This window comes from Acerihabitans sp. (assembly GCF_036398755.1).
Classification (GTDB): Bacteria; Pseudomonadota; Gammaproteobacteria; order Enterobacterales; family Enterobacteriaceae; genus Acerihabitans.
Genome location: NZ_DASWOM010000072.1, coordinates 1 through 13,357, shown reverse-complemented (window position 1 = coordinate 13,357; position 13,357 = coordinate 1). Strand labels below are relative to the sequence as shown.

The 13,357-nt window shown below is 57.6% G+C and carries 14 protein-coding genes; 4 read left to right on the top strand and 10 right to left on the bottom strand.

The features are described from left to right. Nucleotides 1-17: 17 nt before the first annotated feature. Complete coding sequence (locus VGC33_RS11645) at nucleotides 18-368, bottom strand: YceK/YidQ family lipoprotein (RefSeq protein WP_331120921.1); 351 nt, start codon at nucleotides 366-368, stop codon at nucleotides 18-20. 288 nt (nucleotides 369-656) lie between these two features. Here VGC33_RS11645 and ibpA point away from each other — a divergent pair, with 288 nt between their 5' ends. Both ibpA and ibpB read left to right on the top strand, forming a co-directional pair. Continuing rightward, nucleotides 657-1,070, top strand: coding sequence for a small heat shock chaperone IbpA (ibpA, locus tag VGC33_RS11640; RefSeq protein WP_331120920.1), 414 nt, complete (start codon nucleotides 657-659; stop codon nucleotides 1,068-1,070). Between the two features lie 115 nt (nucleotides 1,071-1,185). Then, nucleotides 1,186-1,650 carry a small heat shock chaperone IbpB gene (gene ibpB / locus VGC33_RS11635; RefSeq protein WP_331120919.1) on the top strand — a complete coding sequence of 155 codons (465 nt, stop codon included), beginning with the start codon at nucleotides 1,186-1,188 and terminating at the stop codon, nucleotides 1,648-1,650. A gap of 141 nt (nucleotides 1,651-1,791) precedes the next feature. On the opposite strand, the gene VGC33_RS11630 is transcribed toward ibpB, so the two are convergent. The 9 genes from VGC33_RS11630 to VGC33_RS11590 form a co-directional block, all read right to left on the bottom strand. After that, on the bottom strand, nucleotides 1,792-3,060 hold the full coding sequence (locus VGC33_RS11630; protein WP_331120918.1) for a valine--pyruvate transaminase: 1,269 nt from the start codon (nucleotides 3,058-3,060) through the stop codon (nucleotides 1,792-1,794). Between the two features lie 186 nt (nucleotides 3,061-3,246). Further along, complete coding sequence (locus VGC33_RS11625) at nucleotides 3,247-4,245, bottom strand: AI-2E family transporter (RefSeq protein ID WP_331120917.1); 999 nt, start codon at nucleotides 4,243-4,245, stop codon at nucleotides 3,247-3,249. A 158-nt stretch (nucleotides 4,246-4,403) separates the two neighbouring features. Next, nucleotides 4,404-5,378, bottom strand: coding sequence for a glyoxylate/hydroxypyruvate reductase GhrB (gene ghrB, locus VGC33_RS11620; protein ID WP_331120916.1), 975 nt, complete (start codon nucleotides 5,376-5,378; stop codon nucleotides 4,404-4,406). 93 nt (nucleotides 5,379-5,471) lie between these two features. Further along, nucleotides 5,472-6,737, bottom strand: a complete 1,266-nt coding sequence (locus tag VGC33_RS11615; RefSeq protein WP_331120915.1) for an MFS transporter — start codon at nucleotides 6,735-6,737, stop codon at nucleotides 5,472-5,474. A 251-nt stretch (nucleotides 6,738-6,988) separates the two neighbouring features. Further along, nucleotides 6,989-7,732, bottom strand: a complete 744-nt coding sequence (locus VGC33_RS11610) for a sugar phosphate isomerase/epimerase family protein (RefSeq protein ID WP_331120914.1) — start codon at nucleotides 7,730-7,732, stop codon at nucleotides 6,989-6,991. Between the two features lie 241 nt (nucleotides 7,733-7,973). Further along, nucleotides 7,974-8,291 (bottom strand): BrnA antitoxin family protein, encoded by a 318-nt coding sequence (locus VGC33_RS11605; RefSeq protein ID WP_331120913.1) that lies wholly within the window; start codon nucleotides 8,289-8,291, stop codon nucleotides 7,974-7,976. After that, the gene (locus tag VGC33_RS11600; RefSeq protein ID WP_331120912.1) at nucleotides 8,269-8,577 is read right to left on the bottom strand and encodes a BrnT family toxin; all 309 of its coding nucleotides are present in this window, start codon (nucleotides 8,575-8,577) and stop codon (nucleotides 8,269-8,271) included. The genes VGC33_RS11605 and VGC33_RS11600 overlap by 23 nt, the downstream gene beginning before the upstream one ends. 107 nt (nucleotides 8,578-8,684) lie before the next feature. Continuing rightward, on the bottom strand, nucleotides 8,685-9,719 hold the full coding sequence (locus VGC33_RS11595; RefSeq protein WP_331120911.1) for a LacI family DNA-binding transcriptional regulator: 1,035 nt from the start codon (nucleotides 9,717-9,719) through the stop codon (nucleotides 8,685-8,687). Nucleotides 9,720-9,952: 233 nt separating this feature from the next. After that, nucleotides 9,953-10,384 (bottom strand): N-acetyltransferase, encoded by a 432-nt coding sequence (locus VGC33_RS11590; RefSeq protein WP_331120910.1) that lies wholly within the window; start codon nucleotides 10,382-10,384, stop codon nucleotides 9,953-9,955. Between the two features lie 93 nt (nucleotides 10,385-10,477). Here VGC33_RS11590 and glyQ point away from each other — a divergent pair, with 93 nt between their 5' ends. Both glyQ and glyS read left to right on the top strand, forming a co-directional pair. After that, a complete protein-coding gene (glyQ, locus tag VGC33_RS11585; protein WP_331120909.1) occupies nucleotides 10,478-11,392 on the top strand; it encodes a glycine--tRNA ligase subunit alpha in 915 nt (304 codons plus the stop codon). A 10-nt stretch (nucleotides 11,393-11,402) separates the two neighbouring features. Continuing rightward, nucleotides 11,403-13,357: glycine--tRNA ligase subunit beta (gene glyS, locus VGC33_RS11580; protein WP_331120908.1), on the top strand; the 1,955-nt coding region annotated here is incomplete at its 3' end.

The window sequence follows — 13,357 nt, the reverse complement described above, 5'->3', positions numbered from 1 at the left end:
ATTTCGCCGGCGGGATATTATAGCGGATGAGCGCCGCCGGCCTTGTTTTTATGCGGAGAACCGCCGGGGCTATTGACGCCGCCATGCAGCATACGCTCGCGGGGGGAGTCGGCGGATTTATCACTGTCCTTGCGCAGGTAATCATAAGGCAGCAGCAGGGTATCGAGCACCGCGGAGAACGGCAGATCGATGGCCACCAGCGGCACCATGGCCCAACTGGTATCTTTATCCTCGATGATTTTTATACTACCGCGGGTACCCGGATAATAGCCCTGGCTTGGCCCGGTGTGGCTCATCACGCTCGAACATCCATTGCTGACCAGCAAAGCACAGCCTGTTGTCACAATGAAAAATGCTTGTTTTAACATAGTCCTTGTACATCCATTAGGGTTGTAATTTTACTAACGCTAAGCATCCCGCCGGGTATTTTGTTAAATACCTGCTCCCACCGCTATCATTGTAATGGATATTGAGCGCGCGACTTGTAGTTTTCGTTAAACAGTGAAAATTTTTTTCTTGGCCTCGCTTGAAAAAGCGGCCACCGTCTCCATTTTATATATGTGACCGTAGATAAGTATGCCGTAAGGGTATTTAGGTCACTGACCTGTCCATCCGGAAGGTTGTTTGTCACCTCGCTGAATGTTGGAGGCTTTTTTATGCGTAATTATGATCTGTCACCCCTGTACCGTTCCGCTATCGGTTTTGATCGGCTGGTAAATCTGCTCGAATCAGGACAAAGCCAGAGCAACGGCGGCTATCCTCCCTACAATGTTGAACTGGTAAATGAAAACCAGTATCGCATCGCCATTGCCGTAGCCGGTTTCGCCGAAAATGAGCTGGATATTACCGCCCATGATAATTTATTAACGGTTAAAGGCGCCCATGCGCAAGAACCCGCCGAGCGGAACTATTTATACCAGGGCATTGCCGAACGCAATTTCGAGCGCAAATTCCAGTTGGCCGAGCACATCCAAATTAAACGCGCGAATCTGGAAAACGGCCTGCTCTATATTGATTTAGAACGCGTTGTGCCGGAAACATTGAAGCCGCGGCGTATCGAAATCAATTAAACCGATCGCGGCCGGCCGCCGCGTTAATGTAATAACATCCGCCCGCCTTAACCGGGGGCTATCCCAGCCGCGGGCTGGGGAAAAATAATCTCGCTTCATAGAAGGAGTTGATACCATGCGTAATTATGATCTGTCACCTTTACTGCGTCAGTGGATTGGTTTTGATAAATTAGCCAGCTCCATGCAGGGCAATCAGGAAGCTTTTACCTTCCCGCCGTATAACATTGAAAAAAGCGATGATAACCATTATCGCATCACTTTGGCGCTGGCGGGTTTTAAGCAGGAAGAGCTGACCCTTGAGGTGGAAGGGACGCGCCTGACCATTGCCGGAAAACCCGCCCTGGCCGAACGGCAGGTGGAATATTTGCACCAGGGCCTGGTCTGCAAGGAATTTTCCCTAAGCTTTACCCTGGCGGAACATATGTCGGTGACGCAGGCGGAATTCCTCAACGGGTTGCTGCATATCGCGCTTGAACGCCATGTGCCGGAATCCCTGCAACCGCGCAAGATAGCCATTGGTAACGCCCAGCCCCAGGTGCTTGAGCATCAGGCTGACGGCGCAACGGCCGATCGGCAATAATTCCGGTAAAAATAGCGCCGCGCGGTAGACCCGCGCGGCGTTTTCGTTGGTAAAAACCGTGGCTAACGACTGACCCCGCCACGCGCGTCTGCGGGTAAAGGGGGCGGGTTTTGCCGGCGGCCGGCGGCGGCATCCCCCGCGCTAGCGGCCGGTTGCCGCCGCTGTTTCCTGGAACGCCCGTTCCACCTCTTGCGCCAATATAGCGATGCCGCGCTCAATTTTGCCGGCGTCGGGCACGTAGTTCATCCGCATGCATTGATGCGCATGCGGCCAGTCGGTTGCCAGCCCGGGGAAAAAATAATGCCCCGGCACCATCAGGACGCCGCGCTGTTTAAGCCGCTGGTAGAGCGCCTCGGTGGTAATCGGCAGGTTCTGGAACCACAGCCAGAGGAAGATCGCCCCCTCCGGTTTGTGGATCAGGCACCGCTCCGGCGGCAGGTAGCGGCGCAGGGTGGCGATGGTCTGCAGCACCCGCTGCTGATAGAACGGGCGGATGACCGTTTGCGACAGGCGCATTAAATCGCCGCGGCGGATCATCTCGGCGGCCAGCGCCGGGCCGAGGCCGCCCGGCGCCAGGCTGATTATGCCGTTGATATTGCTGATGGCGTCGATAACGTCTTCATTGGCAATCACCATACCGCAGCGCGCACCCGGCAGCCCCAGCTTGGACAGGCTCATGCCCAGGATAATATTGGGATTCCATAACGGCGTGGCCTGGCTGAAGATAATGCCGGGAAACGGCAGACCGTAGGCATTATCAATCAGCAGCGGCACCTGGTGCCGGCGGGCCAGCGCGTCAAGGCGCAACAGCTCCTGATCGGTAATGACGTTGCCGGTGGGATTGGTCGGCCTGGAAATGCAAATCAGCCCGATATCTTCACCCACCTGCAAATTCTCGAAATCCACATGATATTTAAACTGGCCGTCCGGCAGTTGCTCAATGGTCGGCTTGGCGGCGACGAACATATCGTCCTCAAGCCCGGCGTCGGCATAACCCAGGTATTCCGGCGCCAGGGGAAACAGCACCCGCCGCAGGGCGCCGTCCCGGCCGCGCCCGGCAAACAGGTTGAACAGGTAAAAAAAAGCGCTTTGGCTGCCGTTGGTCAGCGCGATATTTCGCGCGCTGACCGGCCATCCCAGTTCCTGGCGCAGCATGGCCGCCAGCGCGGTCAGCAGCGCATTTTTCCCCTGCGGGCCGTCATAGTTGCACAGCGCTTCGGCCAGGGCGCCGTCGGTCAACATGGACTGGCACAACGCCTGGAAGTAACGGTCCATCTCCGGGATGGCGGCGGGATTGCCACCGCCGAGCATAATGGCGTCCGGCGTGCGCAGGCCGTCGTTCATATCGGCCATCAGCTGGCTGATGCCGGAATGGCGGGTAAATTTTTCACCGAAAAGCGAATAGGTCATAATATGTGTTTGAATAATGTTGACGTTAGCCTGAGTGCCGCCATGACCTTGGCGCCATGCCGGGCAACTGCTGCCGAAAGCCTACTATGGCAAGGAAAAGCCATGGGGTAAACCGGATTATTTGCGCATCCTGCCTGGCAAACCATTGCGCGGTCGGTCCCTCTGTTCACCCGCCATTCCCCGGTCCTAGATCAGGTCGAGATAACGCAGTTCGGTCTTCAGGTAGGCGTAATAGATAGGCGCGGCAACCAGGCCTTCCAGTCCGAACGCCGCTTCAAACACCAGCATGGCCAGCAGCAGTTCCCAGGATTTGGCCTGGATGCGGTTGCCGACAATCTCGGCGTTAAGGAAATATTCCAGCTTGTGTATCAACATCAAGTACACCAGCACCACGCCCGCTATCGGCAGCGAGACGGAGAGCGCCGAGATAATCATCAGGAAGTTGGAGATCAGGTTGCCGATTATCGGCAGCAGGCCAAAGATAAACGTGGCCACCACCAGTGTCTTGGATAAGGGCAGGTGCACCTTGAACAGCGGAAAGACCACCAGCAGCAGGATCGAGGTCAGTATGGTATTGACCAGGGATATTTTTATCTGGGCAAAAACGATATTACGAAAAGAGCTGGATAAATTTTGCACGCGCTGCAGCAGTTGTTCGCGAAAGTAGGTGGTGCGTCCCGACGGTTTATTCAGCGAGATTATCGCGCCGATAATCAGCCCTATCAATATGGTTATCAGGCCGTGTAAAAAGCTGCGCCCCATATTGCGGATGGTAATCAGGTTTTTTTCCACCACGGCGAATACCTGGTTTTTCAGTTCTTCAGCGCTGTCCGGCAGGTAGGCGGGCAATATATCAGGCAGACGGTTTTTTACCCCGGAAAAAATACGGTTGGTCTCGGCGGTTAAATCAATTCCGCGCTGAATATTAGAGGTCAGGAAGCTCACCAGGCTGACGATGGACAGCGTCATTACCACCACCACCACCACGGCGATGATGCTTACCACTACCCAGCGGGCACGGCCACCGATAATGCGCTCAAACCAAGGGGTCAGCGCGAAGATAATTTCATACGCCAGAAACCCCGCGACAAAACAGGGAAATAAGTGCAAAGGGATAATGATCGCAATAAACAGCAGCATCAGCACAAAGGTGCTGATTTTAATGTGAGTATGACTAATGGTCATTATTGTTCCTTTCCATACCGCTTGATTCCATTTTATCGCATACCAAAGAAAAGCATAGCTTAGCGCTGATGCCGGCAGCATTTATTTTAGTTGCCATGATACGCTTTTCCCGCCCCGGAGGGCGGGGAATCGATACGAAAGAACGGCGGGCGCAGCAGTTATTTGATGACCTGGGGATTAACGCAGTTTTCCTTTACCCGGCCGGTCAGGGCGGCGATCAGATTATCCACCGCGGTGGCGGCCATTTGGTAACGGGTTTCATCGGTGGCGGAGCCGACATGCGGCAAGGCTACCACGTTCGGCAGGCGCAGCAGAGGCGAGGTCGCCGGCAGCGGCTCCTGCTCGTAGACATCCAGCCCGGCGCCGCGTATGGCGTGGTTTTCCAGCGCCTCGATAAGCGCCGCCTCGTCTACTACCGGCCCGCGTCCGGCGTTGATAAGAATGGCGCCGGGTTTCATTAAGGCCAGTTTTTCGCGGCCGATCAGATGGTGGGTTTCATCGCTCAGCGGCAGGATAATACAGACAAAATCCGACCGGGCCAGCAGGGTATCCAGATCGCAATACTCCGCGTCAAAACGGCTTTCCGCTTCGGCGTGCCGGCGACGGGCGTTATACAACACCGGCATGGAAAAGCCCAGGCGCGCACGTTGGGCCAGCGCCATGCCGATACGTCCCATACCCACCACGCCCAGGGTCTTATGATGCACATCCGTGCCGTACCAGGTGCTGTCTACGCTGGCCTTCCATTTGCCCGCCCGGGTTCTTTCCGCCAGATCCACCAGGCGCCGCGCGGTGGCCAGCACCAGCCCCATCAGCAGGTCGGCCACGGTTTCCGTCAGGGCATTGGGGGTGTGCATCAGCACAATGCCGCGCGCGTTCAGCTCGTCGACGTCAAACTGATCGTAGCCGGCGGAAATGGTCGACGCGGCCCTGAGGTTGGGCAGCAGGTCGAGCAACGTGTTATCAAATTTACCGCCGGAGCCGATAATACCCTGGGCCTGTTGTAATATTTCCGCATGCTTGCGGATAGTTTCCGCGCCCAGGTTCTCGATTTCGGAAACGTTGAAATGCTCATCCAAACGTTGGCGCAGATCGTCGGGCAACTTTTTATACAATACTACGGCAGGTTTCATCATCATCTCCGTTGGCAGGCCATGTCATTAGTCATCTATCAATTATTATCAGCATACCATTTTTGCCTGTTAACGGAACAGGCAACGGCGGCTTTACGCCATGCGCGGCACCCTGTTCTCCGCCGGTTTGACAATTAATGTCAGCCATACCGATACCAGCAACGCCACCGCCATAAAGATATAGGAAGCGGAAGGCGAGCCGGTGGCGCCGTTAAGGTAACCGACCACCCAGGAGCCGACGAACGAGCCGAGGGCGCCCATGCTGTTAATCAGCGCCATGGCCCCGCCTGCGACGTTGCGCGGCAGCATTTCCGGTACTATGGCGAAGAATGGCCCGTAGGGCGCATACATGGCGGCGCCGGCAATCACCAGCAGCGCATAGGAACCCCAGAAGTGGTGGGCGCCCAGCAGATAGGAACCGATAAACGCCAGCGCGCCTATCAAAAGCAGCGGCCAGACGAAGATTTTACGTTTCTGTAATTTGTCGGACGCCCAGGAGACGATAATCATGGCAATAGTGGCCGCCAGGTAAGGCACCGCGGACAACCAGCCGGCCTGCACCATGCCCATTTCCATGCCGTTGCGCAATATGGACGGCAACCATAATACAAATCCGTAGACCCCGATGCTCCAGGCGAAATACTGTATGCACAGGATAATCACATTACGCGAACGGAACGCCTCGGCGTAATTATGTACCGCTTTGATGCCTTCCTGTTCCTTGGCCAACTGCCGTTGCAGCGCCTGTTTTTCGTCTTCCGACAGCCATTTCGCCTGGGCGGGTTTGTCATTAACCAATAGCCACCAGCAAAATGCCCAGATAACCGCCGGAATGCCTTCGAAAATAAACATTTCCCGCCAGCCAAAGGCGTTAATCAAATACCCCGAGACCACCGACATCCATAAAACCGTCACCGGGTTGCCGAGAATCAGGAAGGTATTGGCCCTCGAACGCTCGGCTTTGGTAAACCAGTTACTGATATAAATCAGTAACGCCGGCATTACCGCCGCCTCCACCACGCCCAGCGCAAAGCGTATCGCCATCAGCATGGGGATATTACTGACAATGCCCGTGAGCGCGGCGAATCCGCCCCATAATACCAGGCACCAGAAAATCAGCGTTTTGACGCTGCGCCGTTCGGCATATATGGCGCCGGGGATTTGGAAAAAGAAATAACCGAGAAAAAACAGCGCGCCCAATAATGACGATACCCCTTTGGTTATTCCAAGGTCATCGTTAATACCGGCGGCGGAGGCAAAACTGAAGTTGGCCCGGTCGAGATATGCCAGACTGTAGCTGATAAAAACAATCGGCATAATATACCACCAACGTTTTGGTGCTAATTTAGCTAAGCTCATAGACGTATTCCTTCGTTGATAGTGCTGCTGTCGCAACCGCCGCAGGGTAGGGTAGTGGCGGATGTTCAGATGTTGTTGTCGTGTTTCCTGCGCCGCGCGCCATTGGCTTGCCGGGCGATCCATAAGGCGCACGTTGGTAAAAAAAGCAATTTGGTACCGGTTCCATCCCCCTGCCACATTCGGTCCTGCAACGCGCCACAATCCCGTGACGCGCCGACCATCGCCAACCGACGCGGCGTGTTTAATCGGGTTTATTGCAATAGCGCGACAAAATGGCGGGTCACCGCCGCCAAATCCTCTCCTTCCAGCGGGAACTCGATAGCGCGCGGCACATCGCCCGGCAGGCTTGCCAGCACCCGGCGCCAGTCCCGCCCGTCGGTTTGCGGCGGTACGGCGCGCCAGCCGTTATCCAGCGAAAGCGCGACCTTGACATGGATATAATCGACAAAGGGAGCCAGCGCCACCGCCGCCGCGCGCGGATCTTCCCCCACCCAACGCCAGTTGCCCATGTCAAACGTCATGCCGACCGGCAGCCGCGCCTCCCGGGCCTGGCGCAAAAATGCGTTGATGGGGGCCAACGCGCCGCAGTCGGTCTGGTCGTTCTCCACCATCAGCCGCACGGGCTGGGACATCAGCAGTCTGCCCAGGGTGGCGATATCAAATGCGGGGGAATAGTGGCCTAAGGATAATTTTAGCCGCTCGGCGCCAAGCCGGCCTGCTTCGGCGAGCAGTTGCGGCAATAATGTGTTTGGCGTGCCATCCGGGGCAAACAACGCCTCGGGCGCGGAATAAAAGCAGCGCAGACCATGGCCGCTTATCGCCCGCGCCAGTTCGGGCAGGCGGGTGAGGTCGGTTTCCGTCAGCAGCTCGCGGCGTATTTCCACCCCGCTGGCGCCCGACCCGGCGATACCCGGCAGCAGCTTATGCTGCCCGCCCATGGCGAGTACGGTATCATTGCCATACGCGGCGGTGACCACAAACACATCATGTTTCATCTTGGACTCCCGGGCGGATACCATTTCCGCGCTGATGGTTTTACGGTAGATGGTACCGGTTCCATTGAGAAGTCCGTTATGTCAGATTTATGATCGGTGTCACTAATTTAACCAGGTGGGGTTTATTTGAGAGTCAAGCGAGTGCAGGCAAGCCCATAGAGAGATTTTTAGGGTAACACCATGGTCCACTACCCTACGGTGACGACGTTCGCAGGGCGCAAGCCCGCTAAGGGGCTTAAAATCAGTAGCCTTGACACTCGGCCAACATGGCCCGCCTCAAAATTGCATTAAGACGCGTCTGATATCCCTTAGTCCCGGATTTTTCCAGCCATGCCAATACATCGGCATCGATTCTGACCGTTTTTTGAATTTTAACGGGCTTATAAAACCGGCCTTGGGATGCATTAGCCCACACCTCATCATCCAACGAGGGGGCATCGCCATAATCAATATCATGATCATCTTTTTTGGCTAACGCGGCCAGTTCCACCTTTTGATTCTCAGTTAATGGAGGAATGCTGTGGTGATGAGCGGTATTAACTGAATTTTGCTTTTTCATAACGGTTCCTCTCTTTCTTATCCGCTTTACGGGCGGATATGACGCGAATGACTTCAACCCATTGGCCGCCCTCATCCCGCTCCCTGGCAGTACGGGCCACCAGTAACACAATCTGGCCGGCGATCATGCCGAGTGTCTGCCAACGCCATTCCCCGCCTTCTAACCGGTCTTGGATGGATAATGCGCTGGGGCCTGCAAACACATGCCGGGCCAATTCAAAGCTAAGTCCTTGCTTTTTCTCGTTGATCTGATTTTTAGCGTAGTCCCATTCGAAAATTAAACACATTACTTTTTTGTAACTACATTTTTGTTGTTATATGACTCAATTTTATTCGTAAAATTTTTTTTTCGTCAAAATCTGGACTCTAGCGTAAAAGACAACGATGCGGCGGGTTAACGGGTAGTTGACCCCCGCACGATCAGCTCGCCCTTGAACGCCTGTTCGCAGACCGGCTCATCGGCGCCCTGGATGCGCTTTAACAATTGTTCCAGCGCGGCGTAGCCGATTTGATAGGTCGGCTGCTTGAAGGTGGTGATGCCCACGCCGGCAAGCTCCGCCCACTCCAGTTCGTCAAAACCCAGCAGGCCGATATCGCTGCCCCAGTGCAGGCCCTGGCGCCGCAGGGTGCGGGCGATGTGCAGCGTCAGCGCGCCGTTGGCCGATAGTATGGCCTTGCGCATGCCGCGGTGGCGGCGGTTAAAGTCCTGGATAACGGTCGCCAGGGCGTCGGTATCGTCCAGCGCGCATTCCGCCTCTTCCGCCGCCAGATCCGGATGCGCCGCAAGGCAGGCGCGAAAGGCCTGAAGCCGTTCGATGCGGGTATTCACCGTGCCCAGGGGCTGGCTTAAGAACATAATGGCTTCAAACCCCTGCTCGATCAGATGCCCGGTGGCGCGGGTCGCCGCTTCGCGGTTGTCCAGGCCCACCATGTCGCAGGCGAAGCCGGGAATTTTGCGGTCAATCAGCACCATCGGCAGCAAAGACTGCTGCAGCATGGCGAGCGCATCCTCATGCATGCCCACCGCGTTCACCACGATCCCCTCCACCTGGTAACCGTTAAGTAATTGAAGATAATGCCGTTCCTGATTCACTTCATTATTGGTGTTGCATACCAGCAGGGTAAAACCGTGCCGGCGGCACGCGGCCTCGATGCCGCGCATCACGTCAACGGAATAGGGATTGGTGATATCGGCGATGATCAGGCCGATAAGCCGCGTCTGGCCCCCCTTCAGGCTGCGGGCCATTTGGCTGGGACGGTAGTTGAGCTGCAGGATGGCCGCTTCGATGCGCGCCTTCAGATCCTCGGAAAGCAGGTTCAGCTCGCCGTTTAGATAACGCGACACGCTGGTCTTGCCGCTGTTGGCGGCTTTGGCCACATCGCTGATGGTGGCGCGTCCCGATGCGCGGGTCCCTTTTTGCTGGCTCACGACGTATCTCTCCTGATGTAAACTCAAACGCCTGCGCGGCGGGTAAAGGTATCCGCGCCCCGGCGGCGCTGATTAATCCATTGAACAACGTGCGTCGGCGGATGACGCCTCTTCGTCCCGGCGGCATTTTTTGTTTGCCGCGCCAGCGCATGCGTGGGCAACGTTTTCGCACCGGATGGATAACCCGCGGGCTAGCGTTAGCATAGCCAATCCTGGTGCGGTAACAACCGCTTTTAACCGGCGCGCCATTGCAGGGTCAGCAGCACATGACCGGTTTCGGCGTTGAACGCCTGGCCGATTTCGCGAAAATCCTGGCGGTAATAAAAATGACAGGCGGCGCGGTTTAACCGGTAGACCTCGAGTGACAATACCGGATAGCATCGCTTGGCCTGCGCCATCAGCCCCCGGCCGATGCCCTGGCGATGGTAGCGGGGCGCGACAAAAACCGCGCCGACGAACTGGTCCATCAGCACGCTGATAAAACCGGTGATGACGCCGTCGCGCTCATCCACCCAGCTGCGGGCTTGCGGCAGGTATTCGTCGCGCACCAACGGCAGGCTCTCGCGCCAGTAGCCGGCGCGGATAAACGGATGGGCGCGGGTGGTGCTGTCCAGCCACAGCGCCAGCAGCGCGGGCATATCGGCGGGCAGTAACGGCCGGATCATCGCCTTACTCCTTAATTGGGCTGTATATCTTACCGCCAGAGGGTATACTGGCGCATTCTTAATATATCCACTTTTATCGCGTGCGAATTCAACATGCAAAAGTTTGATCCCAAGACCTTTCAGGGCCTGATCCTGACCTTACAGGACTACTGGGCGCGTCAAGGCTGCACCATTATCCAACCGCTGGATATGGAAGTCGGCGCGGGCACCTCCCATCCCATGACCTGCCTGCGGGCGCTGGGACCGGAGCCGATTGCCGCCGCCTACGTACAGCCGTCGCGCCGTCCCACCGACGGCCGTTACGGCGAAAACCCCAACCGCCTGCAGCACTATTACCAGTTTCAGGTCATCATCAAGCCGTCCCCGGACAATATCCAGGAATTATATCTCGGCTCGCTGAAAGAAGTCGGGCTGGATCCGACCATTAACGATATCCGCTTTGTCGAGGACAACTGGGAAAACCCGACGCTCGGCGCCTGGGGACTCGGCTGGGAAGTGTGGCTCAACGGCATGGAAGTGACCCAGTTCACCTACTTCCAGCAGGTGGGCGGGCTGGAATGCCGTCCGGTGACCGGCGAAATCACCTACGGCCTGGAACGCCTGGCCATGTACCTGCAGGGCGTGGACAGCGTCTATGACCTGACCTGGAGCGACGGGCCGCTGGGCAAGACCACCTACGGCGACGTATTCCATCAAAACGAAGTGGAGCAATCCACCTATAACTTTGAATACGCCGACGTCGATTTCCTGTTCGTCTGCTTCGATCAGTACGAAAAAGAAGCGCAAACGCTGCTGGCGCTGGAAAATCCCCTGCCGCTGCCGGCGTATGAACGTATTCTCAAGGCGGCGCACAGCTTTAACTTATTGGATGCCCGCAAAGCCATATCGGTTACCGAACGTCAGCGCTATATCCTGCGGATCCGTACCCTGACCAAGGCGGTCGCCGAGGCGTATTACGCTTCCCGTGAAGCCCTGGGTTTTCCGATGTGCAATAAGAACGAGAAATAAGAGGCCGGCCATGACGCAACACACTTTCCTGGTGGAAATCGGCACGGAAGAGCTGCCGCCGAAGGCGCTTCGCCAGTTGGCGCAGTCGTTCGCCACCCTGTTTACCGCCGAACTCGACGGCGCCAGCCTGCCCCATGACGAGGTGAAATGGTTCGCCTCGCCCCGCCGCCTGGCGCTCAAGGTACTCAATCTCGGCGCCACCCAGGCCGACAGCAACATTGAAAAACGCGGTCCCGCCGTTTCCCAGGCATTTGACGCCGAAGGTAAACCCACCAAGGCTGCCGAGGGTTGGGCGCGCGGCTGCGGCATCACCGTCGACCAGGCGGAGCGCCAGGTGACCGACAAGGGCGAATGGCTGCTCTACCGGGCGTCGGTCAAAGGCAAGCGCGCACAGGACCTGCTGCCGGGCATGGTCACCACCGCGCTGGCTAAACTGCCGATCCCGCGCATGATGCGCTGGGGCGACAGCGACACGCAGTTTATCCGCCCGGTGCATACCGTCGTCCTGCTGCTGGGCGACGAGCTGATCCCGGGGCGGGTATTGGGCATAGACTCCGCCCGCACCGTGCGCGGCCATCGTTTTATGGGCGAGGCCGAACTGACGCTGGACAATGCGGACCAATACCCGGCCCTGCTGCTGGAACGCGGCAAGGTGATGGCTGATTACGATCTGCGCAAGGCCCAGATCAAGCGCGACGCCGAGGCGGCGGCCAGGGAAATCGGCGGCATTGCCGATTTGACCGACAGCCTGCTGGAAGAAGTAACCTCGCTGGTGGAATGGCCGGTGGTGCTCACCGCCCGCTTTGAGGAAAAATTCCTTGCCGTTCCCGCCGAGGCGCTGGTCTATACCATGAAGGGCGATCAGAAATACTTCCCGGTGTACGACGCCCAGGGCAAGCTGCTGCCGCACTTCATCTTTGTTTCCAATATCGAATCCAAAGACCCGATCCAGGTGATATCCGGCAATGAAAAAGTGGTGCGCCCACGCTTGGCCGACGCCGAATTTTTCTATCATACCGATTTGAAAACACGCCTGGAAGACCGGCTGCCCCGGCTGGATACCGTATTGTTCCAGCAGCAACTGGGCACGGTGCGCGATAAAAGCGATCGTATCGAGTCGCTTGCCGGCTGGGTTGCCGGCCGGATTGGCGCCGACGTGGAGCACGCCGCCCGCGCCGGGCTGCTGTCCAAGTGCGACCTGGTGACCAATATGGTGTTTGAGTTTACCGATACCCAGGGCGTGATGGGCATGCACTACGCCCGTCACGACGGCGAGCCGGAAGACGTGGCGCTGGCGCTGAAAGAACAGTACCAGCCGCGTTTCTCCGGCGACGCCCTGCCGTCTACGCCGGTATCCTCGGCGGTGGCCATCGCCGAGAAAATGGATACCCTGGCGGGTATTTTCGGCATCGGCCAGCATCCGAAAGGCGATAAAGATCCGTTTGCCCTCAGGCGCGCCGCGCTGGGCGTGCTGCGCATTATCGTCGAGAACAACCTGCCGCTGGATTTATCGGCCCTGGCCACCGAAGCCGCGCGCCTGTACGGTGAAAAACTCACCAATGCCCGGGTGGTGGATGATGTGGTCGACTTTATGCTCGGCCGCTTCCGCGCCTGGTACCAGGAAGCGGGCCACAGCGTCGACACCATCCAGGCGGTGCTGGCGCGCCGGCCTACCCGGCCGGCGGATTTCGACGCCCGCATGCGCGCGGTCACCTATTTCCGCACCCTGGACGCCGCCGCCGCGTTGGCGGCCGCCAACAAGCGCGTGTCCAATATCCTGGCCAAGGCCACCGACACCCTGAACGGCGACGTGCGGGCTTCGGTGCTGAAAGACGCGGCGGAGATCCAGCTGGCGACGCACCTTACGGTGCTGCGCGATAAGCTGGAGCCGCTGTTTGCCGCGGGCCGCTACCAGGAGGCGCTGGCCGAACTGGCCACCCTGCGCGAGCCGGTGGACGCCTTTTT

Coding starts and splice junctions, on each gene's coding strand:
- VGC33_RS11615 (WP_331120915.1), bottom strand. CDS start 6,737: ATGAGCTTAGCTAAATTAGCACCAAAACGTTGGTGGTATATTATGCCG.
- VGC33_RS11600 (WP_331120912.1), bottom strand. CDS start 8,577: ATGTGTTTAATTTTCGAATGGGACTACGCTAAAAATCAGATCAACGAG.
- VGC33_RS11645 (WP_331120921.1), bottom strand. CDS start 368: ATGTTAAAACAAGCATTTTTCATTGTGACAACAGGCTGTGCTTTGCTG.
- glyQ (WP_331120909.1), top strand. CDS start 10,478: ATGCAAAAGTTTGATCCCAAGACCTTTCAGGGCCTGATCCTGACCTTA.
- ibpB (WP_331120919.1), top strand. CDS start 1,186: ATGCGTAATTATGATCTGTCACCTTTACTGCGTCAGTGGATTGGTTTT.
- ibpA (WP_331120920.1), top strand. CDS start 657: ATGCGTAATTATGATCTGTCACCCCTGTACCGTTCCGCTATCGGTTTT.
- VGC33_RS11590 (WP_331120910.1), bottom strand. CDS start 10,384: ATGATCCGGCCGTTACTGCCCGCCGATATGCCCGCGCTGCTGGCGCTG.
- VGC33_RS11605 (WP_331120913.1), bottom strand. CDS start 8,291: ATGAAAAAGCAAAATTCAGTTAATACCGCTCATCACCACAGCATTCCT.
- ghrB (WP_331120916.1), bottom strand. CDS start 5,378: ATGAAACCTGCCGTAGTATTGTATAAAAAGTTGCCCGACGATCTGCGC.
- VGC33_RS11610 (WP_331120914.1), bottom strand. CDS start 7,732: ATGAAACATGATGTGTTTGTGGTCACCGCCGCGTATGGCAATGATACC.
- VGC33_RS11625 (WP_331120917.1), bottom strand. CDS start 4,245: ATGACCATTAGTCATACTCACATTAAAATCAGCACCTTTGTGCTGATG.
- VGC33_RS11630 (WP_331120918.1), bottom strand. CDS start 3,060: ATGACCTATTCGCTTTTCGGTGAAAAATTTACCCGCCATTCCGGCATC.